The sequence below is a fragment of the Variovorax sp. TLI9-5A genome, from assembly GCF_056867935.1.
Genome location: NZ_CP200310.1, coordinates 2,325,161 through 2,347,082 on the forward strand (window position 1 = coordinate 2,325,161; position 21,922 = coordinate 2,347,082).

Genomic DNA, 21,922 nt, shown 5'->3' on the forward strand with positions numbered 1-21,922 from the left:
CCGCATGCATCCCGCGTTCTCGATTCTTTTCTTCACCACGCTGACCGGTGCCGCGCAGGGGGTGGTGTGCGCGCTCGCGCTGGCCGTGCTCTTCGGGCTCGAACTCGCGCCGGGCTTCCTTGCCCTGGCGCTGGGCGTGGCCGAGGTGCTGCTGGTGGCCGGGCTGGCCGCCTCGTTCATGCACCTGGGCCGCAAGACGCGCGCGTGGCGCGCGGTGCTGATGTGGCGCACCTCGTGGATGTCGCGCGAAGTGATCGTGCTGCCGGCCTTCATCGCGCTGGTGGCGCTGTGGTGGCTGTCGCTGCGGCTGGGCGCCGGCGCGCCGTGGTCATGGCTGCTGCCCGCGCTCGCTCTGTGCGGCGCGGTGCTGCTCTGGTACTGCACCGCAATGATCTACGCCTGCCTGCGCTTCATCGAGGAATGGGCGCACCCGCTGACCATCCTCAACTTCACGCTGATCGGGCTGTCCTCCGGGCTGGTGCTGGCCTGTGCGATGGCGGCGCTGGCTGGCGAGGCACGCTTCGTGCAGGCGTTCGGGCCGTATGCGCTCGTCGCCACGCTGGCGGCGTGGGCGGCGCGCGGCACGGCGCTGCGGCGCAACGCGGGCATCCGCCACAAGTCGACGCTGCAGTCGGCCACCGGCATCCGCACGCAGAAGCTGGTGCAGAAGTCCATGGGCATGTCGGCCGGCTCGTTCAACACGCGCGAGTTCTTCCACGGCGCCTCGCTCGCTGCGCTGGGCAACATGAAGCTGGGCTTCCAGCTGCTGGCCTTCGTGCTGCCGGCGCTGCTGCTGGCCTGGGGCATCGTGGGTGTTGGCGCGCTGCCGTGGCTGCTCGCGGCCCTGGTGCAGGCGCCGGGGTTGCTGGCCGAGCGCTGGTTCTTCTTCGCGCAGGCCCGGCATCCGCAGAACCTGTACTACCAGGTGGTTTCCTAGGCTTCGAAGTTCAGCTTCAGGCCGGGCGTCGGCCAGTCGTCGATGGCGATGAGCCGCCCGCTGCCCGAGAGCGTGACGTAGGCGGTGCGCCGGTCTCTTCCGCCGAAGCAGATGTTGGTGGTGTAGCGGTCGGGCAGCGGCACGTGTTCGACCGTGCTGCCGTCCGGCGCCACGATGCTGATGCCGCCGTGCAGCAGGGTCGCCACGCAGAGGTTGCCGAGCGCATCGACCGCCATCGAATCGAAGCGCTGGTAGTGCCCGCCCGGCGAGGCGCAGAGCATGCGGCCGCCGTGCGGCGAGGGCCAGCCGTCCTTGCGCACGCGGCCGGGCGCCGTGATGTCGAAGGCCCAGACGCGCGCGCCCTCGGTCTCGGCGTAGTAGAGCGTGCCGCCGTCGGGCGAGAGGGCGATGCCGTTGGGCGTCATCACCGGCCGTGCGATCACGCTGGCGGGGCTGCCGTCGGCGTGGCCGTAGAAGAGGCCGCCGCGGTCCATGTCGCGCTCGCGCACCTTGCCCAGGTCGGTGAAGTAGAAGCCGCCGTGCGCGTCGAACACGATGTCGTTGGGGCCGCACAGGGCACCGCCATCCACGGTGTCGTAGAGGCGCTCGGCGCAGCCGGTGGTGAGGTTCACGCGCTCGATGCGACCGCCCGAGTAGTCCTCGGCCTGCCCGACGGGCCGCAGGCAGCCATCGGCCTCGGTGTGCCACCTGAAGCCGCCGTTGTTGCAGACGTAGACCGCGCCATCGGGCCCGATGGCCGCGCCGTTGGGGCCGCCGCCCAGATCGGCCACCACCTGCACGAGGCCGTCGGCGCGCACGCGCGTGAGCGTGCCGCGTGCGATTTCCACCAGCAGTACGGAGCCGTCGTCCATGGCGATCGGGCCTTCGGGAAACTGCAGGCCGGTGGCCAGTTCGCGGATGCGCATCGGGGGCTCCTCGGTGATCGGCGGGCCGCCAGTTTGCGCCAGATCGGTCCGGATCAGCGCAGCAGGGCCTGCACCCAGGCGATGCGCCGCAGCCGCATCACGAAGCTGCAGCGGCTGAGCCTGCAGCGCAGCTGTGCGAAGAGTGGCTTGGCGGTGGGCTCGTCGCCGTTCAGGCCGTTCAGGCCGGCCATGAGCCGGTCGAGCACCGCCGAGGCGCGTACGCCGCCTTCGCGCTGGCTGGCGAGCGAGAGCGCGAAGCTCGCGCTGCCGCCGTCGGTGTCGACCACCGCATCGGACTGTGCCTCGGCCAGCGAGGCTTCAGCGCCGCCGCGCGCATGCCGCAGCACCGGGCGGCCCTGGACGAGCGCGCCGGTCCATCCGAGCGCGTAGTTGCCAGGCGCGAGTCCGCGCAGGCGCTCCACGTAGCTGGAGGGCAGGGGCGTTTCCTCGCCCTGCAATGCGCGCAGGTGCCAGCGCAGCCAGCCCGCGTAGGTCGATGCCGTGGTGGCGAAGCGCCCGGCCGGCATGATCGCGTCGAGCCAGGCCTGCGGGCTGGCGGGGCCGCGTGCATCGGCTTCGCGCCAGGTGCCGGCGATGGCGAGCGGGCGGGCCAGTTCCCGTTCGAACATCGCGCGGTAGCTCAGGCCGGTGGCGCGTTCCATCATGGTGGTGGCTAGCGCGTAGCCCGCGTTCGAATAGCGGAAGCCGGTGCCGTCGGCCGCGGGCGGCTGGCGCACCAGCCAGCGCGCGAAGAAGAGGCGGCGCCCGGCGTCGGTGGTGGGCAGCGCGCCGGCCGGCACGGCCTCGGGAAGAACGGCCAGGAAGCCACGGAACTCTTCTTCGGTGGTGAAGGCGGGCAGGCCGGCGCGGTGCGCGAGCAGGTCTTCGAGCGTCACGTTGCGGTAGGCCGGCAGCATCAGGCGCCGCAGTTCGGGCAGGGCTTCGGCGATGCGCGTGTTCCAGCGCAGGGCGCCGCGCTCGACCAGGCGCGCGGCGATCACGGCCGTCATCGCCTTCGCGTCGGCGCCGACCGGAAAGAGCACCCGGGCGCCGGTCAGGCCCACCTCGTTGAAGTCGCCGAAGTCTCCGTTAGCGGGCGTGACGCGGCCCGTCACCGCGTCGGCGCGCTGTTGCAGGCCCGGGGCCGCCGGCGGCGGGCCGGCATCTTGATTGCCGCAGGCCGACAGGAGCGCGGCGGCGACGAGCAGGGTTGCGAAGGCGGTGTTCACTCTGTGCGACTCCGTTTGGCGCGGGCGGCCACCGTTGCGCGAAGGCGGCGGCCCGGGAAACCGGGAAGAAGGAAGGCGAGAAAGGAGCGCATCATTGTTCGCCTCCGAACCTTTGGCAATGCTTAAGGTTCCCGCCGGACAATCCGGGCGATGCATCTCCTGCTCATCGAAGACGACCTGGACCTGGGCCGCGCCCTCTCGCAGGCGCTGAAGGCCGAGGGCTTCAGCATCGAGTGGCTGCGCCGCATCGCCGACGCCCCGCGCTCCTTCGACGGCGATGCCTGCGGCTGCGTGCTGCTCGACGTGAGCCTGCCCGACGGCTCGGGCCTGCAGCTGCTGTCGCGCTGGCGCCGCTCGGGCGTGACGGTGCCCATCGTGGTCATCACCGCGCGCTCGGCGCTTGAAGACCGGCTTGCGGGCCTGGACGGCGGCGCCGACGACTACGTGGTCAAGCCCTTCGCCACGCCCGAACTGGTGGCGCGCATCCATGCCGTGCGGCGTCGCTATGCGCACCAGGCCAGCGACGTGTGGTCCTTCGGCGAACTGGAGATCGAGCCGCGCAGCCATGTCGCGCGGCTTGGAGGCGTCGTGCTGGACCTGTCGCCGCGCGAGTTCCAGCTGGTGCTGGAGCTCGCCCGCGAGCCCGGCGCGGTGATCCCGAAGGGCACGCTGTCGCAACGGCTCGATCCGCTGGGCGAACCGGTGGACTTCGGCGCCATCGAGGTGCACGTGTCGAACCTGCGCCGCAAGATCGGCGCGGAGCGGATCAAGACCGTGCGCGGCGTCGGCTACATGCTCGCGCCATGATGTGGCTGTTCCGCCGCAGCCTGGTGCGGCGCGTGGCGCTGTCGGTGCTGGTCGCCTTCTCGCTGGCATGGGTCGCGCTGGTGATCTACATGTTCCTGAGCTTCAGCATGAGCATGAACACCGACTCGAGCGTGGTGCGCGCTGGCCGCGAGATCAATACCGCGCTGGCCGGCATAGAAAACGACGAAATCGCCACCGGCGTGACGGACGCGATGGGACGGATCATCAACGAGCTGCGCCGTCAGGAAGGCGAGCTGCCCGGCAACGTGGTCCTCCAGCTGAAGAACCGTGAGGGCCGCCTGCTGTACGTCTCCCCCGAGATCGAGGGGCACGCGCTGAGCGGCGAGCACGACAAGATGATCGACGTGACGCTCGGCGGCCAGCGCTACTGGCTGTACGAGGGCAGCAGCGAGCGCTGGCGGGTGTGGCTGGGCGAGCCGCACTCGGGCATACCGTGGCTGATCGGCTTCTTCGGCAGCTCGCTCTTCCTGCCCTTCCTGATCGCGTTTCCCTTCGTGCTCGCGCCGGTGTGGATCGCCGCCGCGCAGGGCATCAAGCCACTGCGGCAGCTGGGCGAGCGCATCAAGCTGCGCAGCGCGGAAGACCTGTCGCCGCTGGGCTTCGACCCCAAATACGCCGAACTCGAGCCCTTGGTGAAGGCGCTCGAAGGGCTGCTCGCGCAGTTGCGGGGCAAGGTCGAGCGCGAGCGTTCCTTCGTGAACGACGCGGCGCACGAGCTGCGCACGCCGCTGGCGGTGATCGGCGCGCAGGCCCACGTGCTGTCGCGCTCGACCGATCCGCAGGAGCGACAGGAGGCGGCGCAGCACCTGGCACACGCCATCGCGCGCGGCTCGCACCTGATCCAGCAACTGCTGGAGCTGGCCACCATGGATGGCGGCGAGCGTCCCGAGAAGCAGTTCATCGACGCCGCCGAACTCACGCGCCGGCATCTGGCGCAGGCCTCCAGGGACGCCGATCAGCGCCGGCTGGAGCTGATGCTCGAATCCTCCGACAGCCTGGTCTTCGAGCTGCCCGTGCCGCTGTTCGAATCGGTGCTGCGCAACCTGCTCGACAACGCGGTGAAGTACGTGGAGGCCGGCGGCCAGGTGGTGGTGACGCTGCGGCGCGAGGCGCAGGGGCTGGTTCTTTCCGTGGTCGACAGCGGGCCGGGCATTCCGATCGAGGAGCACGAGCTGGTGTTCGAGCGTTTCCATCGCGGTTCGGCCACGCTCGCCCAAGGCACGGGGCTGGGGCTTTCCATCGCGCGGCAGGCCTGCCAGCGCATGGGCGGCACCATCGGGCTCGCGCAGGCGCCGGGTGGACGGGGATGCGCATTCACCGTCTTCATTCCCGGCGGGCAGCCGGCTGCCGTTGCTGCCGCTACTTCTTCGCGCCCTGCATGCGCGCGATGATCTTCGAAGTCTCGTTGCCTTCCTGACGGCCATCGGGGTAGCGGCGCATGTAGTCGAAGACCTTGGCCTGCGAGACCTTCACCATCTGGCCGGCGTGCAGTTCCGGGACGTCGACCGGCTCGTTCTTCAACAGGCCTTCGATGGCGTCGCCGTTCCAGCGCGCGACCTCGACCCACATCCATTCGTTGCCGCCGCCGCGCGTGGTGAACGGCGCCTTCACGAGGATGTATTCGCCGGGCTGCAGGCCCTTGGCGAATGCGTCGCGCAGCTTGGGCAACTGCGCGTTGGCGGCTTTGCTGGCGGCGAGCAGTTCGTCGTTGTGCTTCAGTCGGGTGACCCGGTCTTCGTCGGCGCCGAAGACCGAGACCAGCATGGCTGTCTGCTGCGCGTAGCGATCGGGGCCCTTGTAGCGGTCGAAGCGGATCTCGTAGAGCCTGTTCTGCGGATCGCCGCTTTCCCGGGTGCCGTTGACCAGCGAGAGCCTTGCCACCGCCGCGGCGTTGGGCTTCATGCCCTTGAGCATCGGGTCGCGCGCGGCGGCGTGCTTGAGTGCGCGCAGGTCCATGTCGAACTGGCCGGGCTGCGTCAGCGTGATGCCTTCGACCATCGCCTGCGAGAAGGCGTTGAGCAGGTTGCCCATCGGCCGGTTGTCCGACCATGAGAAATCGCTCACCACCACGTCGGGCAGGCCGAACTTGCCCATGCCGAGCGAGATGGCCCGCACAAGGTCGCCGTTGCGGTAGGCGTGGATGGTCATGTGCTGCGACACGTCGGGAAGGCCATTGGCCCAGCTGTCGATGCGCCGCTTCTGCCATTCGTCGGGCGAGAAGACCTCGCGCGTCTCCTCGTCCCACAGAAGGCCGTCGGTGTCGCGCGCGACCTGCAGCGTGACCTGCAGCGCCTTCTGCATGGCGGCCGAAGACAGTTGCGAGGGGTGTGCGAAATCGAGGATCAGCGCCTTGTCCGCCTTCTGCAGCGCTTCCGCCTGCTCGCGCGAGATGCCGCGGCCGAATCGCTGCAGCGATTCCATGTCGGGCGCGCGGTACTCCTTCAGCACGGTGGTGGTGTTCCAGTTCGCGAAGACCACGGGCGCGCTGACGGAGGAGGGCGACGGCATCGACGCCAGGAGCTTCGGACTGCCGCCGCTCTTGCCGAGCGCACCGCGCAGCGCGGCCACGGGGTCGGTAGCTGGCGCCTTGGCGTAGTAGATGGCGAACTGGAAATGGATGGGGCCGGTCTTCAGCGGCGAGCCTGCTGGCACCGGCGCGCCGGGGACGGGCTTGGCTGCGCTTTGTGCGGCGGCTGGCGGCGTGGCCGGAGCAGCGGCGAGGGCCGCGGTGCTCATCGAGAGGACGAGGGCGGTGAGTGCGAGGTGGAACGGCAGGCGCATGTTCGTGTCGTTGTCGTTGTTGATACGGGCCTAGCCGCGCCGCGAGCCGGCCGCGCGCGGCGTGCCCGGCAGCAGGTGGTCCAGCGGCAGCGCCGTTTCGGACTTGATCTCGCGCAGCACGATGCTCGAGCGCACGTGCGTCACGCCGGGCAGGCTGAACAGCACCTCGTGCAGGAAGCGCTCGTAGTGCTTCATGTCGGGCACGGTCACGTTGAGGATGTAGTCGGCCGGGCCGGTGGCCGACACGCAGCGGATGATCTGCGGACTCGCGGCCACGGCCTCCTCGAAGCGCTGCACCATCGCCTCGCTGTGGCGGTCGAGGTTCACCTCGGCCACGGCCGAGACGTGCAGGCCCACGAGCTCGGGGTCGACCAGCGTGGTGTAGCCGCGGATGACGCCGGCGGCCTCCATGTCCTTGATGCGCTTCCAGCAGGGCGTGGGCGAAAGGCCGACGGCCTCGGAGATCTGCTGCACGGTCTGGCGTCCGTCGTGCTGCAGCGCGGAGAGGATCTTGAGGCAGTGCTCGTCGAGTGAAACGGTGCCGGCATTCATCGCGGAGGTCGCGTGTAGTGATGAGGTTCGGAGGGGCCGAGTGCCGATCCCGTCCGTCGTCGCGATTCTCCCCGATCGATGCGTCCGGGCAATGCAGTGCCTATGCGTCGGCGGCGCGCGCGAATTCCAGCGGCAGGTCCTTGAACTGCTTCTTCAGCGAGGCCTCGGGCGAGCCGCCCACCACGATGCGCGCGAAGGCATCGAGCGGGCTGAAGAAGGCGGGGCGCAGCGTGCCGAGCTTGCTTTCGTCGACGATCAGGAAGCTCTGCGACGCGCTGCGGATGGCGGCCTGCTTCACCGGCACCTCGTGGAAGTTGGAGCAGCTCGCGCCGCGTTCCAGGTCGATGCCGCCTGCCGAGATGAAAGCCTTGTTCACGCCCAGCCTGGCAAGGTACTGCAGGCCCTCGTCGGAGAAGAAGGTGGCCGAGGAGGGGTGGTAGAGCCCGCCCAGCAGCATCAGCTGCGTGTTCGGGCGGCGGCTCAGCACTGAAGCGATGTTCGTGGAGTAACACACCACGCTCAGCGGCATCTCCGGCGGCAGCGCCTCGGCGAAATGGACCATGGTGGTGCCGCAGTCGATGAACAGGCTGTCGTGCGGCTGCACCAGTCCGGCGGCGCGCTCGCAGGCCAGACGCTTGTTGGCCGCGTGCTGGTCGCTGGCCTCGTCGAGCGAGTAGCGCTCGGCGCCCGGCAGCGTGGTCGCAAGCACATAGCCGCCCAGGGCGGAGAGGGGCGATTCGGCCGACGACAGGTCGCGGCGGATGGTCATCTCCGTCACGTCGAGCTGCTGCGCCGCCTGCTTGATCGGCAGCGGGCCACCGGCCTCGACGAGTTCCTGCATCCTGGCCAGGCGCACGGCCCGGGCCTCGGCTCCCGCGGTTCTTCGCATGTTCGGTTTCCTCTGGTCCACGTGCCGGAGTATCGGGCATCGCATGCTGTTTCAATGTTGTTTGAAAAACATATTGCGCGATTAAATGTTGTTGTAATAACATTTGCGGCAACACGAACGACACACGGCCGCGCCGCCACGCGACGCAGCCCGGAGACAAAGACATGCCCCTTGCCTGCCCGCCGCAGATGCGGCCTTCGCGCGCCACGGCGCCCGCCAACTCATGACTTCCACTTCCCTCGTTCGCCCGAGCGGCGCGGTGCGTTCGCGCCCGGCGTCGCCCGCCACTGGCGCCGCTACCGCTGTTACGGCTGCACCTGTACAGGCGCACCCGACCGCCGCGCGCAACACCGCCCAGCCCTTCGACCTCGGCTGGATCGACGGCATCCGCTTCAACCTCTCCGCCGCCGAGCGCCGCGTGGCCACGTTGCCCGGCCGCCGCTCGGTCAAGAAGGACGCGCAGGCCGGCTGGCTGCTCAAGGCCATCACCTGCATCGACCTGACCACGCTCAGCGGCGACGACACCGCCGAGCGCGTGAAGCGGCTCTGCGCCAAGGCCGCGATGCCGGTTCGCCCCGACCTGCTGGCCGCGCTGGGCTTCGCCGACCGCAAGCTGCACACCGGCGCGGTGTGCGTCTATCAGCGCTTCGTGTCGACGGCGGTCGAGGCGCTGGCGGGCACCGGCATTCCGGTTGCGGCTGTGTCCACGGGCTTTCCGGCGGGGCTGATCCCGCACGAGCTGAAGCTCAAGGAGATCGAGGCCTCGGTGCGCGATGGCGCCTCGGAGATCGACATCGTCATCACCCGCGAGCACGTGCTTGCCGGCCAGTGGAAGAAGCTCTACGACGAAATGCTCGACTTCCGCCGAGCGGCGGGCGAGGCGCATGTGAAGGCGATCCTCGCGACGGGCGAGCTCAAGACGCTGCGCAACGTCGCGAAGGCTTCCATGGTCTGCATGATGGCCGGCGCCGACTTCATCAAGACTTCCACCGGCAAGGAGGGCGTGAACGCCACGCCGCTGGTCACGCTCGCAATGCTGCGGATGATCCGCCAGTACGAGGTCCGCACCGGCCTGCGCGTGGGCTACAAGCCCGCGGGCGGCGTCTCCACCGCGAAGACCGCGCTCGACTACCAGGTACTCATGAAGGAAGAGCTGGGCCGCGACTGGCTCGAGCCCGACCTGTTCCGCATCGGCGCCTCCACGCTGCTGGCCGACATCGAGCGCCAGCTGGAGCACCACGTCACCGGCCGCTACTCGGCCTACAACCGCCACCCGATCGGATGAGCCCGATGAGCAACAACAACAGCGGCAGCAGCAGCGTCGCACGCTATTTCGACACCATGGACTACGGCCCCGCGCCCGAGAGCGACACCGACGCGCGCGAATGGCTCGCGCGCCACGCCGAGGGCTTCGGCCATTTCATCGACGGGCGCTTCACGCCTGCTTCCGAGGGCGCGCATTTCGACACGGCCGAGCCGGCCACCGACCAGCGCCTCGCACGCATCGCCCAGGGCTCGGCGAAGGACGTCGATGCCGCCGTGGCGTCTGCGCGTGCCGCGCAGCCCGGCTGGCATGCGCTCGGCGGCCATGGCCGCGCGCGGCATCTCTATGCCCTCGCACGCATGGTGCAGCGCCATGCGCGCCTGCTTGCGGTGGTGGAGGCGCTGGACAACGGCAAGCCGATCCGCGAGACGCGCGACCTCGACGTGCCGCTGGCCGCGCGCCACTTCTATCACCACGCCGGCTGGGCTCAACTGCAGGAGCGCGAGTTCGCCGACCAGGTGCCGCTGGGCGTGGTCGGCCAGATCATTCCGTGGAACTTCCCGCTGCTGATGCTCGCGTGGAAGATCGCGCCCGCGCTCGCGCTGGGCAACACCGTGGTGCTGAAGCCCGCCGAGTTCACGCCGCTGAGCGCCTTGCTCTTCGCCGAGCTCGCGGCGCAGGCGGGCCTGCCGCGCGGCGTGCTCAACGTGGTGACGGGCGATGGCGCCACGGGCGCGGCGCTGGTGGCGCACGAGGGCGTGGACAAGATCGCGTTCACCGGCTCGACCGAGGTGGGGCGGCTGATCCGCACCGCGACGGCGGGCACGGGCAAGTCGCTCACGCTGGAGCTGGGCGGAAAGTCGCCTTTCATCGTGTTCGACGACGCGGACATAGACGCCGCCGTGGAAGGCGTGGTCGACGCGATCTGGTTCAACCAGGGCCAGGTGTGCTGCGCCGGCTCACGGCTGCTGCTGCAGGAAGGCGTTGCCGACGATTTCATCGCGCGGCTCAAGCGCCGCATGCAGACCCTGCGCGTGGGCCCGCCGCTGGACAAGGCGATCGACATGGGCAGCCTGATCGACCCCACGCAGCTCGAACGCGTGCGCTCGCTCGTGGCCACCGGCGTGCGCGAAGGCGCGAGCTGCTACCAGGCGCCGGGCGCGCTGCCGCCGGGCGGCAACTTCTTTCCGCCGACGCTGCTGACGGGCGTGCAACCGGCATCCACCGTCGCGACCGAGGAAATCTTCGGCCCGGTGCTGGTGACGATGACATTCCGCACGCCCGACGAAGCCGTCGTGCTGGCCAACAACACGCGCTACGGCCTCGCCGCCAGCGTGTGGAGCGAGACCATCGGCCTCGCGCTGGGCATCGCGCCGCAGCTGCAGGCGGGCGTGGTGTGGGTCAACGCGACCAACCTGTTCGACGCGGGTGTGGGCTTCGGCGGGTACCGCGAATCGGGCTACGGCCGCGAGGGCGGGAGAGAGGGCTGCTACGAGTACCTGAAGCCGCGTGCGTGGGCGCAGCGCAAGCCGCGTCCTGATGCCGTGGCTGCTGCGGCTGTGGCGGCGAACGAAGCTGCGGACACGAAGAGCGAGTCTGCGCTCGCGCTGCCCGCCATCGACCGCACCGCCAAGCTCTTCATCGGCGGCAAGCAGGTGCGCCCGGATGGCGAGCTCTCTCGTTCCGTCTTTGCAGCCAACGGGCAGGCTGCCGGAGAGATTGGGGTGGGCAACCGCAAGGACATCCGCAACGCCGTCGCCGCCGCGCGCTCGGCTGCGGGCTGGTCGAGCGCGACGCCGCATCGCCGCGCGCAGGCGCTGTATTACCTTGCCGAGAACCTCTCGGCCCGTGCCGGCGAGTTCGCGGCGCGCATCTCCAGCCTGACCGGCGTTGCCGCAAAGGCCGCGCAGGCCGAGGTCGACGCATCGGTGAGCCGCCTGTTCGCCTACGGCGCCTGGGCCGACAAGTACGAGGGTACGGTGCATGTGCCGCCGCTGCGCGGCGTGGCTTTGGCCACGGTCGAGGCGATCGGCGTGGTGGGAGTCGTGTGCCCGGATGAAGCGCCACTGCTGTCCTTCGTGAGCCTGCTCGCGCCGCTCATGGCCATGGGCAACCGCACGGTGATCGTGCCCAGCGAGAAGCACGCGCTGGTCGCCACCGACTTCTACCAGGTGCTCGAAACCTCCGACCTGCCGGCCGGAGTAATCAACCTCGTGACCGGCCCGGCCGCGAGCCTCGCGCGTACGCTGGCGGAGCACGACGACGTCGACGCGCTCTGGGTCTTCGGCGCGAAGGAGCTGTCGCGCGATGCCGAGCGGCTGTCGGTGGGCAACCTCAAGCGCACGCTGGTCGACCACGGCCTGGCCACCGACTGGCATGACGCCGCCTCGGCCGAGGGGCCCGCTTTCCTGCGGCACGCCACGCAGGTCAAGAACATCTGGATTCCCTATGGCGAATGAGCCGAACCAGCGCAGGGCCGTTGGGCGTGGCACCGGAACCAAGGGAAATCCCCGAATAGAAAACGTTTGCGCAAACGTTTTCTTTCTCTAGGATCGCAATCGCGAAAGCCGTTCATTTCGAGGAGACAGACCGCATGCTGAAGTCCATCCATCCGCTGCTCAACGCAGACGTGCTCCACGCCCTGCGCGCCATGGGCCACGGCGACGAGCTGGTGCTGTGCGACGCCAACTTCCCGGCCGACTCGGTCGCCCGCCAGACCTCGCTGGGCCGGCTGCTGCGCATCGACGGCGTGGGCACCACCGAGGCGGCGCGCGCCATTCTTTCGGTGCTGCCGCTGGACAACGCGGTGGAAGATCCGGCGCGGCGCATGGAGATCATGGGCGCGCCCGATGAGATTCCGCCCGTGCAGCAGGAGATGCAGCGCGAGATCGACGCGGCCGAAGGGCGCTCCCGTCCGATGGGCTCCATCGAGCGCTTCGCCTTCTACGAAGCGGCACGCCGCGCGTACTGCGTGATCGCCACCGGCGAGCGCCGCTTCTACGGCTGCTTCGTGTTCAAGAAGGGCGTGCTCGCCCCCGAGGCCTGATCGCGATGACAGCTGTTTCCCCGCATCAGCAGCAGCACGGCGTCGCCGTGCTCGGCATCTTCGTGGCGGACCTCGCCTTCCGGGCGGCCGACCTTCCGGGCGTGGGCCAGACCATCGCCGGCTCCGGCTTCGCCATGGGCCCTGGCGGCAAGGGCTCGAACCAGTCGGTGGCGGCGGCGCGCGCGGGCGCGCAGGTGACCTTCATCTCCAAGCTCGGGCAGGATGCCTTCGGCGCCAACGCGCTCGCACTGTGGGCGCAGGAAGGCATCACGCCGCGCGTGCCGCAGGTGACGACGCAGCCGACCGGCGCGGCCTTCATCTACGTGCACGAGGTGACGGGCGACAACGCCATCATCGTGGTGCCCGGCGCGGCGGCGCTCATCGATTTGGCGGACGTGGATGCCGCCGCCGACGCCATCCGCGGTGCGCGCGTTTTCGTCACGCAGCTGGAACAGCCCGCTGGCGCCGCGCAGCGCGGCCTTGAGCTTGCGCGCGCTGCCGGCACGGTGACGGTATTCAACCCCGCGCCCGCGCTGCCGTTCGACGATGCCGTGTACCCGCTGTGCGACTTCATCACGCCGAACGAGCATGAAGCGGCGGCGCTGAGCGGCATCGCCGTAGAGACCGTCGAGGACGCGCGCCGCGCGGGCGACTTCTTCCTCTCCAAGGGCGTGGGCTGTGCGCTCATCACGCTCGGCGACAAGGGCGCGCTGCTGCACAGCGCCAGCGAGTCGGTGCATCTGCCCGTGTTCCATGCCGGCGTCGTGAAAGAGACAGCTGGTGCTGGCGATGCCTTCAACGGCGGCTTCGCGGCTGCGCTGGCGGAAGGCGCCTCGCCGCTGGAAGCCGCGCGCTTCGGCTCGGCCGTGGCGGCCATCTCGGTCACGCGCGCGGGCACCGCGCCTTCGATGCCCACGCGCGCCGAGGTCGACGCGCTGCTGGGCCGGGCTGCTGCCTGAGACGCGAGCCGCAAAGGAGCTTTCCGTGAAATTCAGGTTTTCAGACCGCGAGCTCAACTTCCTGGTCGGCATCAACGTCGCGATCCTCGTGGTCGCCACGGTGCTTTCGAAGGGCGACTTCCTCGACGTCTACAACTTCCAGTCGATGGGCGGCCAGTTGCCCGAACTCGGCCTGCTGGCCATGGGCGTGGCGCTGTCGATGATCTCCGGCAACGGCGGCATCGACCTCTCGGGCGTGGCGCTGGCCAACCTCTCGGGCGTGGTGGCCGCCACGCTGGCTCCGATGCTGGTGGAGGCCGATGCCTCGCCCTGGCTCTACACCGGCGCCTTCACGGTCATCGCGCTGGCAGTGGGGCTGGCTGGCGGGCTGCTCAACGGCGTGCTGATCGCCCGCGCGGGCCTTACGCCCATTCTCTGCACGCTGGGCACGCAGCTGCTCTACACCGGCCTGGCGGTGGTGCTCACCGGCGGCTCGAGCCTGCGCGTGGGCAACGCGGAGCCGCTCTCTGCCATCGGCAACGAGAACGTGCTGGGCGTGCCCATTCCGTTCGCGATCTTCGTCGTGATGCTGCTGGCCGTGGGCTGGCTGCTCAAGCAGAGCCCGTTCGGCATCCGGCTCTTCCTGCTGGGCACCAACGCCAAGGCGGCGCGCTACGCGGGCATTCCGCAGGGCCGCATGCTGATTGCCACCTACGCGCTGTGCGGCGTGCTGGCGGCGGTGGCGGGCGTGATCATCGCGGGCCGGACGGCCAGCGTGAAGTCGGACTACGGCAATTCCTACCTGCTGATCGCCATCCTCATCACCGTGATGGCGGGCGTGCGGCCGCAGGGCGGCTACGGGCGCATGGTGTGCCTGTTCTTCTCGGCCGTGGCGCTGCAGCTGCTGTCGAGCACCTTCAACCTGCTGGGCATTTCCAACTTCTTCCGCGACTGCGCCTGGGGCCTGCTGCTGCTGTTCTTCCTGGCATCGGCACGCCTGAGCCTGGGCGACCTGCGCAGCTTCATCTCCGTTTCGCGCACCAGCGCACCGCCGCATCAGCCCCCTCCTGGCGCGACGCACAGAACCACCGAGGGCTAGGAGACAAACGAACATGCTGAAGAAAACCAAGATCGCCTGCACCGTGCTCGCACTGGGCACCGTGGCCTTCGCCTCGGCGCTGCATGCGCAGGGCAAGCCGCAGGACATCGTCACCGTGGTGAAGATCACCGGCATCAGCTGGTTCAACCGCATGGAAGTGGGTGTGAAGGAGTTCGGCACCAGCACGCCGGGCGTGGCCACGCGCCAGATCGGCCCGGCCCAGTCCGACGCCGCGCAGCAGCAGCGCCTGGTGGAAGACCTGGTGGCCAAGAAGGTCGACGCGATCGCGGTGGTGTCGATGGACCCGCCCACGCTGGAGCCTGTGCTCAAGCGCGCGATGGAGCGCGGCATCAAGGTCGTCACGCACGAGGCCGACAACCAGAAGAACACCATGGTCGACATCGAGGCCTTCGACAACACGGCCTACGGCGCGCGCATCAACGAGCGCCTGGCCGCCTGCATGGGCCAGCAGGGCAAGTGGACCTCGCTGGTCGGCTCGCTGGGCAGCCAGTCGCAGGTGCAGTGGGCCGACGGCGGTGCCGCGAACGCGAAGAAGTACCCCAAGATGCAGCTGGTCGACGCCAAGAACGAGTCGCTCAACGACGCCGAGAAGGCCTACGGCAAGGCCAAGGAAATGCTGCGCAAGCACCCTGACCTGAAGGGCTTCCAGGGCTCGTCGTCGCTGGACGTGCTGGGCATCGGCCGTGCGGTGGAAGAAGCCGGCCTGGCGGGCAAGATCTGCGTCTTCGGCACCGGCCTGCCGAGCGAGGCGGCCAAGTTCCTCGAGTCGGGCGCGGTCGGCGGCATCGCCTTCTGGGACCCGAAGGACGCCGGCATCGTCATGAACAAGGCGGCCAAGATGCTGCTCGACGGCAAGACCATCACCGACGGCACCGACATGGGCGTGCCGGGCTACAACAAGGTTTCGGTGAAGAAGGGGCCGGGCGTGGGCATCATCGTCACGGGCCAGGCCTGGGTCGAGGTCGACAAGCAGAACTACAAGAAGTATTCGTTCTGACCCGACTGCAGCCATGACCCTGACCGCGCCTTCCACGCAAGCAAGCCCAAGCCCGGCCGGCGCACCGGCCGGGCGCCGGGTGTTCCTCGAAGTGCAGGACGTGCACAAGCGCTTCGCGGGCGTGCACGCGCTGCGCGGCATCGACCTGCGCATCGAGGCCGGCGAGATCTACCACCTGCTCGGCGAGAACGGCTGCGGCAAGAGCACGCTGATCAAGATCATCTCGGGCGCGCAGCCGCCGAGCCAGGGGCGCATCGTGATCGACGGGCAGCCGTACGACTCGCTGTCGCCGCTGCAGGCGCTCAGCCTCGGCATCGAGACGGTCTACCAGGACCTGTCGCTGCTGCCGAACATGAGCGTGGCCGAGAACGTCGCGCTCAGCGAGCAACTCGTCGCCACCGGCGGCCGGCTGGCGCGCCGCTTCGACCGCAAGGCGCTGGCGGCCACGGCCGCGCGGGCGCTGGAGGCGGTGAAGCTGCCGACCGACGCGGCCTTTCTCGCGCGGCGCGTGGACGAGATGCCCATCGCCACGCGGCAGCTCGTCGCCATCGCGCGCGCGGTGGCGACCCGCGCGCGCATGGTCATCATGGACGAGCCCACCACCTCGCTCACGCAGAAGGAGGTGGACAACCTCGTGCACGTGGTGGAGGTGCTGCGCGGGCAGGGCGTGGCCGTGCTCTTCGTGAGCCACAAGCTCGACGAGTGCATGGCCATGGGCGGCCAGGCCATCGTGTTCCGCGACGGCACGAAGGTGGCGCAGGGCCCGATCCGCGACTTCACCAAGGCCGAGATCACGCACTGGATGACCGGCAAGCACCTCGACGGCGAGCGCTATCGCCACGGCACGCACGGCGGCGACGAGCTGCTGAAGGTGGAGTCGCTGGGCCGTGGTGCGCAGTTCAGCGATGTGAGCTTCACGCTGCGCAAGGGCGAGATCCTCGGCGTGACCGGGCTGCTCGACTCCGGCCGCAACGAACTCGCGCTGGCGCTGGCCGGCGTGCAGGCCGCCGACCGCGGGCGCGTGCTGCTCGACGCGAAGGAGATCGTGCTGAAGACGCCCACCGACGGCATCCGCCAGGGCATCGGCTACGTGCCCGAAGACCGCCTGAGCGAGGGCCTGTTCCTCGACAAGCCGATCCGCGACAACATCGTCACGGCGGTGCTCGACCGCCTGCGCGGGCGCTTCGGCGCGCTCGACACGGCCCAGTGCCAGGCGCTGGCCGAGCGCACCGTGAGCGACCTGCAGATCGCCACCCCCGACGTCGACAGGCCGGTGCAGTCGCTCTCGGGCGGCAACCAGCAGCGCGTGCTCATCGGGCGCTGGCTGGCCATCGGGCCGCGCGTGCTGATATTGCACGGCCCCACCGTGGGCGTGGACGTGGGCTCCAAGGACACCATCTACCGCATCGTGCAGCGGCTGGCCGGGCAGGGCCTGGGCGTGATCCTGGTGAGCGACGACCTGCAGGAGCTGCTGCAGAACTGCGACCGCATCCTGCTGATGCGCAAGGGCCGCATCGCCAACGACTTCGACGCGCAGGGGCTCGCCGAGAGCGACCTCTACCACGCGCTGGTTTCCGACACACCTTCCCCCGCATTCTCATGACGGCTTCCACCATGCAAGCGCAGTCCGCGCCCGCAACTTCGCAGCCGGCCGCATCCGTGCCCGGGACGCGGTTCTCGCTGCGCGGCTGGCTCGCGCAGCGCCCCTCGGTCTTCACGCTGGCGCTGATCGTGCTGGCCAGCCTGGCCGTGGGCGCGATCAACCCGAGCTTCTTCCAGCTGCCGGTGCTGTTCGACATCGTGCGCGCCTGCACGGTGCTGGGCCTGTTCGCGCTGGGCGTGCTGATCGTGCTGGCGGCCGGCGGCATCGACGTGTCGTTCGCGGCCATCGCCGCGCTCACCATGTACAGCATCACCAAGCTGGTGCTGAACTACTTTCCGGAAGCGCCCATTGCGCTGCTGCTGGTTGCCGGCGCGGCGAGCGGTGCGCTGCTGGGCGTGATCAACGGGCTGCTGGTGCACTGGCTCAAGGCGCCTTCGCTGATCGTGACCATCGGCACCCAGTACCTGTACCGGGGCATCCTGCTGACCTTCGTGGGCACCGTCTTCTTCATGAACGTACCCGCGCCGATGGATGCCTTCGGCAAGCTGGCGCTGTGGCGCTTCGACACGCCGCAGGGCCTGCACGTGGTGCTGCCCGCGACCGTGCTGGTGCTGGTGTTCGCGGCGGTGCTGACATGGTGGCTGCTGAACCGCACGCTGATCGGCCGCGCGGTGTACGCCATCGGCGGCAGCCTCGCGATCGCGGAGCGGCTGGGCTACAACCTGCGCACGGTGCACGTTTTCGTGTTCGCGTACGCGGGGTTCCTGTCGGGGCTGGCGGGCATCGTGCATGTGTCGAGCACGCGGCTGGCGAACCCCTTCGACCTGGTGGGCAACGAGCTGGACGTGATCGCCGCCGTGATCCTCGGCGGCGCGCGCATCACCGGCGGCAGCGGCACCGTGGGCGGCACGCTGCTGGGCGTGGTGCTGGTCACGCTGATCAACAACGTGCTGATCCTGGCCGGGGTGCCCAGCACCTGGCAGAAGGTGATCATCGGGGCGTTCATCCTGGTGGCGGGCGGCTTCTTCGCGATGCGCAGGCAGGACTGAGACTGGCGGCGCAGGTTTTCTCGGAATTTGGCTGATTGAAAAAGAAAATCGCACTTTTTCGCCGTATGGAGGAGGATTTTTCTCCAAACAAGGGTCTGCGCTAGTGCATTGAAGAAGCACTTCCCCGGAGGGCGGCAGAACAATTCCGGGCATGAATGCCCCACTCAATGCCACCGCGATAAGACGGCCCGGCTACCAACTCTCCGACAACATCTGGGCCGAGTCCGGCTCGGTTTTCCTGACCGGCACTCAGGCGCTGATCCGCGTACTCGTGATGCAGGGCCGGCGTGATGCGCAGCGCGGCCTGCATACCCAGGGCTTCGTCAGCGGCTACCGCGGCTCGCCGCTGGGCATGGTCGACCAGGCGATCTGGAAGGCCGGCGAGCGCTTCAAGCAGACCGGCATCCGCTTCGTGCCTGCCGTGAACGAGGAGCTTGCGGCCACGCAGGTGCTGGGCACCCAGCGTGTGGAATCGGACCCCGAGCGCACCGTCGATGGCGTGTTCGCCATGTGGTACGGCAAGGGCCCGGGCGTCGACCGCGCGGGCGACGCGCTCAAGCACGGCAACGCCTACGGCTCCTCGCCGCATGGCGGCGTGCTGGTGGTGGCGGGCGACGACCACGGCTGCGTGTCGTCGTCGATGCCCCACCAGAGCGACCACGCCTTCATGGCATGGCGCATGCCCATCATGCAGCCCTCCAGCGTGGCCGAGTATCTGGAGTTCGGGCTGTACGGCTACGAGCTCTCGCGCTACTCGGGCGCGTGGGTCGGCATGGCGGCGCTGTCGGAAGTGGTTGAAAGCGCGGGCACCGTCGACCTCGACGCGATCAACGCCCGCGTCGACGCATGGGAAGACGCCGGCGCGGTGAGCGCCGCCACCGGCCACCGCCCGCCGCCCGACGGCCTGCACTACCGCTGGCCCGACCTGCCTTCGCTGCGTATCGAGTCGCGCCTCGAAGACAAGCTCGCGGCCGTGGCCGCATTCACCAGGCGCAACAGCATCGACCGCCACGTGATCGTGAGCGAGCACGCCAAGGTGGGCATCGTCACCTGCGGCAAGGCGCACCACGACCTGATGGAAGTGCTGCGCCGGCTCGAGCTTTCTCCCGAGCAACTGGCCCGCGCGGGCGTGCGGCTCTACAAGATCGGCCTGAGCTTTCCGGTGGAGCAGACGCGCATCAAGGCCTTTGCACAGGGGCTGGAAGAGATCCTCATCGTCGAGGAGAAGGGCGCGGTGGTCGAGACGCAGCTGCGCGACATCTTCTACAACGCGCCCGCCGACGCGCGCCCCGTTCTCGTGGGCAAGCACGACCGCGAAGGCCAGCCGCTGGTGTCGGCGCTGGGCGAGCTGCGGCCCTCGCGGCTCATCGAGCTGGTCGCGCACTGGCTGGCCGTGCACTTCCCCGAGAACCACGACCTGGGCGACCACCTGCAGCACGTTCGCGACTTCACGCCACCCGAGCTGCTGGCCAACGCGAGCGACGCGGTCAAGCGCCTGCCGTACTTCTGCGCCGGCTGCCCGCACAACACCAGCACCAAGGTGCCCGAAGGCTCGACCGCGCGCGCCGGCATCGGCTGCCACTTCATGGCGAACTGGATGGACCGCAGCACCGCAGGGCTGATCCAGATGGGCGGCGAGGGCGTCGACTGGATCTCGCACGCCATGTTCACCAAGACGCCGCACGTGTTCCAGAACCTGGGCGACGGCACCTACTACCACTCGGGCTACCTCGCGATCCGCCAGGCCGTGGCGGCCAAGGCCACGCTCACCTACAAGATCCTCTTCAACGACGCGGTGGCGATGACCGGCGGGCAACCGGTCGATGGCGTCATCAGCGTGGACGCCATCGCGCGGCAGGTGGAGTCTGAAGGCGTGAGCAAGGTCGTGGTGGTGAGCGACGCCATCGGCAAGTACGACGCCATCAAGAACCGCTTTCCGCACGGCACCGAGTTCCACGACCGCGCCGCGCTCGACGACGTGCAGCGCCGCCTGCGCGAGATGGTGGGCGTGACCGTGCTCATCTATGAACAGACCTGCGCCGCCGAGAAGCGCCGCCGGCGCAAGAAGGGCGAACTCGCCGATCCGCCGAAGCGCCTCTTCATCAACGAGGCCGTGTGCGAAGGCTGCGGCGACTGCGCCGTGCAGAGCAACTGCGTGGCCGTGCTGCCGCACGAGACGCCGATGGGCCGCAAGCGCAAGATCGACCAGACCAGCTGCAACAAGGACTACTCCTGCGCCAAGGGCTTCTGCCCCAGCTTCGTGGGCGTGACGGGCGGCAAGCTGCGCCGCAAGAGCGGCGCGCTCGCGGCGGGCCCCGATGCCTTCCTGCACCGCGTGGCCGCGCTGCCGCATCCGGCCGAACATGCATGGACCGGCCCGTACGACCTGCTCGTGACCGGCGTGGGCGGCACCGGCGTGGTGACCGTGGGCGCGGTGATCGCGATGGCCGCGCACCTCGAAGGCAAGGCCGCGAGCGTGCTCGACTTCATGGGCTTCGCGCAGAAGGGCGGCTCGGTGCTGAGCTTCGTGCGCCTGGCCGATTCGCGCGAGCGCCTGCACCAGGTACGCATCGACACGCAGCAGGCCGACGCCATCCTCGCCTGCGACGTGGTGGTGGGCGCATCGGCCGACGCGCTGCAGACCGTGCGCCACGGACGCACGCGCGTGCTCGCGAACGTGCACGAGATTCCGGTGGCCGAGTCGCTGCGCAACCCCGATGCGGACCTGCACGTCGACCTGCTGCTGGAGAAGATGCGCTTCGTCGCCGGCGAAGAGCAGGTCGAGACTTTCGACGCGCAGAGCCTGGCGGAAGAGTTCCTCGGCGACACGCTGGCCGCCAACATCGTCGCGGCCGGCTATGCGTGGCAGCGCGGGCTGGTGCCGCTGAGCCTGGAGGCGCTGATGCACGCGATCGAACTCAACGGCGTGGCGGTGGCCGCGAACCAGTCGGCCTTCTCGCTGGGGCGGCTGGCGGCCGGCAACCCTGAAGCGCTCGATGCATTGCGCGCCGCGCCTGCCGATGCGCAGTCTTCCTCCGTCGACGAACGGCCGCTCGACGTGCTGATTGCCGACGCGCGCCGCCACCTCACGGGCTACCAGAACGCCGCATGGGCGGACCGCTTCGAGGTGCGCATCCGCAGCCTTCGCGAGCGCGAGGCTGCACTGCAGGGCGGCGATGCCAGCCTGCCCTTCACGCGCAACGCGGCGCGCAGCCTGCTGAAGCTCATGAGCTACAAGGACGAGTACGAAGTGGCGCGGCTCTACACCGACGGCGCCTTCCTGCAGAAGCTCAACGAGCAGTTCGAAGGCGATCTGAAGCTTGAATTCCACATGGCTCCGCCGGTGCTCTCGCGTGGCGCGCACGGGAAGGCTCCCGCCAAGATCCGCATCGGAAGCTGGATGCTGCCCGCGATGCGCTGGCTGGCGCACGGCAAGCGGCTGCGCGGCACCGCGTTCGACCCCTTCGGCCGCACCGGCGAGCGGCGCATGGAACGTGAGCTGATCTCGCATTTCGATGGGCTGCTCGACGCCATGGCGGGCGAGCTCTCGGCCGGCAACCAGGCGACGGCCGCGCGCATCGCGGCGCTGCCGCTGTCGATTCGCGGCTTCGGCCACGTCAAGCTCGCGAACTTCGAAGCTGCGAAGCTGCAGGAGGCGGAGCTGCTGCATCGCTTCTCGCCGACGCGCTACCCGAAGCCCGAGCGGGCGCCGTCCGCGGGCCAGATCAGGGGAATCGCGATCGTGGCCGGCGCGCGCTGAGCG

17 protein-coding genes are annotated in these 21,922 nt (G+C 69.3%); 12 read left to right on the plus strand and 5 right to left on the minus strand.

All coding sequences use genetic code 11. The annotated features are described in order from the left end of the window. The first annotated feature begins 4 nt into the window (after nucleotides 1-4). Complete coding sequence (locus AC1VNX_RS11165) at nucleotides 5-937, plus strand: dimethyl sulfoxide reductase anchor subunit family protein (RefSeq protein WP_483156762.1); 933 nt, start codon at nucleotides 5-7, stop codon at nucleotides 935-937. Here the strand turns inward: AC1VNX_RS11165 and AC1VNX_RS11170 are convergent. Continuing rightward, the gene (locus AC1VNX_RS11170; RefSeq protein WP_483156763.1) at nucleotides 934-1,863 is read right to left on the minus strand and encodes an SMP-30/gluconolactonase/LRE family protein; all 930 of its coding nucleotides are present in this window, start codon (nucleotides 1,861-1,863) and stop codon (nucleotides 934-936) included. The two genes, AC1VNX_RS11165 and AC1VNX_RS11170, sit on opposite strands and share 4 nt — an antisense overlap. A 53-nt stretch (nucleotides 1,864-1,916) precedes the next feature. Continuing rightward, entirely contained in the window at nucleotides 1,917-3,092 is a 1,176-nt protein-coding gene (locus AC1VNX_RS11175; RefSeq protein WP_483156764.1) for a serine hydrolase domain-containing protein, read from the minus strand. A 150-nt stretch (nucleotides 3,093-3,242) separates the two neighbouring features. Here AC1VNX_RS11175 and AC1VNX_RS11180 point away from each other — a divergent pair, with 150 nt between their 5' ends. Continuing rightward, nucleotides 3,243-3,899, plus strand: coding sequence for a response regulator (locus tag AC1VNX_RS11180; RefSeq protein WP_483156765.1), 657 nt, complete (start codon nucleotides 3,243-3,245; stop codon nucleotides 3,897-3,899). Then, nucleotides 3,896-5,311: a HAMP domain-containing sensor histidine kinase gene (locus tag AC1VNX_RS11185; RefSeq protein ID WP_483156766.1), complete on the plus strand. Its 1,416-nt coding sequence runs from the start codon at nucleotides 3,896-3,898 to the stop codon at nucleotides 5,309-5,311. Before AC1VNX_RS11180 ends, AC1VNX_RS11185 begins: the two co-directional genes overlap by 4 nt. Here the strand turns inward: AC1VNX_RS11185 and AC1VNX_RS11190 are convergent. From AC1VNX_RS11190 to AC1VNX_RS11200, 3 genes are all read right to left on the minus strand, one after another. Beyond that, nucleotides 5,280-6,701 (minus strand): DUF2314 domain-containing protein, encoded by a 1,422-nt coding sequence (locus AC1VNX_RS11190; RefSeq protein ID WP_483156767.1) that lies wholly within the window; start codon nucleotides 6,699-6,701, stop codon nucleotides 5,280-5,282. The genes AC1VNX_RS11185 and AC1VNX_RS11190 overlap by 32 nt on opposite strands. Before the next feature lie 30 nt (nucleotides 6,702-6,731). Further along, a complete protein-coding gene (locus AC1VNX_RS11195) occupies nucleotides 6,732-7,253 on the minus strand; it encodes an Lrp/AsnC family transcriptional regulator (RefSeq protein WP_483156768.1) in 522 nt (173 codons plus the stop codon). 100 nt (nucleotides 7,254-7,353) lie between these two features. Beyond that, nucleotides 7,354-8,142 carry a DeoR/GlpR family DNA-binding transcription regulator gene (locus AC1VNX_RS11200; RefSeq protein WP_483156769.1) on the minus strand — a complete coding sequence of 263 codons (789 nt, stop codon included), beginning with the start codon at nucleotides 8,140-8,142 and terminating at the stop codon, nucleotides 7,354-7,356. Nucleotides 8,143-8,365: 223 nt separating this feature from the next. Between AC1VNX_RS11200 and deoC the strand changes: the two genes are divergently transcribed. From deoC to AC1VNX_RS11245, 9 genes are all read left to right on the plus strand, one after another. Next, a complete protein-coding gene (deoC, locus tag AC1VNX_RS11205; RefSeq protein WP_483156770.1) occupies nucleotides 8,366-9,427 on the plus strand; it encodes a deoxyribose-phosphate aldolase in 1,062 nt (353 codons plus the stop codon). Between the two features lie 5 nt (nucleotides 9,428-9,432). Continuing rightward, a complete protein-coding gene (locus AC1VNX_RS11210) occupies nucleotides 9,433-11,865 on the plus strand; it encodes an aldehyde dehydrogenase family protein (RefSeq protein WP_483156771.1) in 2,433 nt (810 codons plus the stop codon). A gap of 134 nt (nucleotides 11,866-11,999) precedes the next feature. Next, nucleotides 12,000-12,452 carry an RbsD/FucU family protein gene (locus AC1VNX_RS11215; RefSeq protein WP_483156772.1) on the plus strand — a complete coding sequence of 151 codons (453 nt, stop codon included), beginning with the start codon at nucleotides 12,000-12,002 and terminating at the stop codon, nucleotides 12,450-12,452. 5 nt (nucleotides 12,453-12,457) lie between these two features. Continuing rightward, the gene (locus tag AC1VNX_RS11220) at nucleotides 12,458-13,411 is read left to right on the plus strand and encodes a ribokinase (RefSeq protein WP_483156773.1); all 954 of its coding nucleotides are present in this window, start codon (nucleotides 12,458-12,460) and stop codon (nucleotides 13,409-13,411) included. 25 nt (nucleotides 13,412-13,436) lie between these two features. After that, nucleotides 13,437-14,489 (plus strand): ABC transporter permease, encoded by a 1,053-nt coding sequence (locus AC1VNX_RS11225; RefSeq protein WP_483156774.1) that lies wholly within the window; start codon nucleotides 13,437-13,439, stop codon nucleotides 14,487-14,489. 13 nt (nucleotides 14,490-14,502) lie between these two features. After that, nucleotides 14,503-15,507 carry a substrate-binding domain-containing protein gene (locus AC1VNX_RS11230; RefSeq protein ID WP_483156775.1) on the plus strand — a complete coding sequence of 335 codons (1,005 nt, stop codon included), beginning with the start codon at nucleotides 14,503-14,505 and terminating at the stop codon, nucleotides 15,505-15,507. 13 nt (nucleotides 15,508-15,520) lie between these two features. Beyond that, the gene (locus AC1VNX_RS11235; protein WP_483156776.1) at nucleotides 15,521-17,110 is read left to right on the plus strand and encodes a sugar ABC transporter ATP-binding protein; all 1,590 of its coding nucleotides are present in this window, start codon (nucleotides 15,521-15,523) and stop codon (nucleotides 17,108-17,110) included. Beyond that, the gene (locus AC1VNX_RS11240; protein ID WP_483156777.1) at nucleotides 17,107-18,159 is read left to right on the plus strand and encodes an ABC transporter permease; all 1,053 of its coding nucleotides are present in this window, start codon (nucleotides 17,107-17,109) and stop codon (nucleotides 18,157-18,159) included. Before AC1VNX_RS11235 ends, AC1VNX_RS11240 begins: the two co-directional genes overlap by 4 nt. A 151-nt stretch (nucleotides 18,160-18,310) precedes the next feature. Then, nucleotides 18,311-21,919, plus strand: coding sequence for an indolepyruvate ferredoxin oxidoreductase family protein (locus AC1VNX_RS11245; protein WP_483156778.1), 3,609 nt, complete (start codon nucleotides 18,311-18,313; stop codon nucleotides 21,917-21,919). Nucleotides 21,920-21,922: the final 3 nt, after the last annotated feature.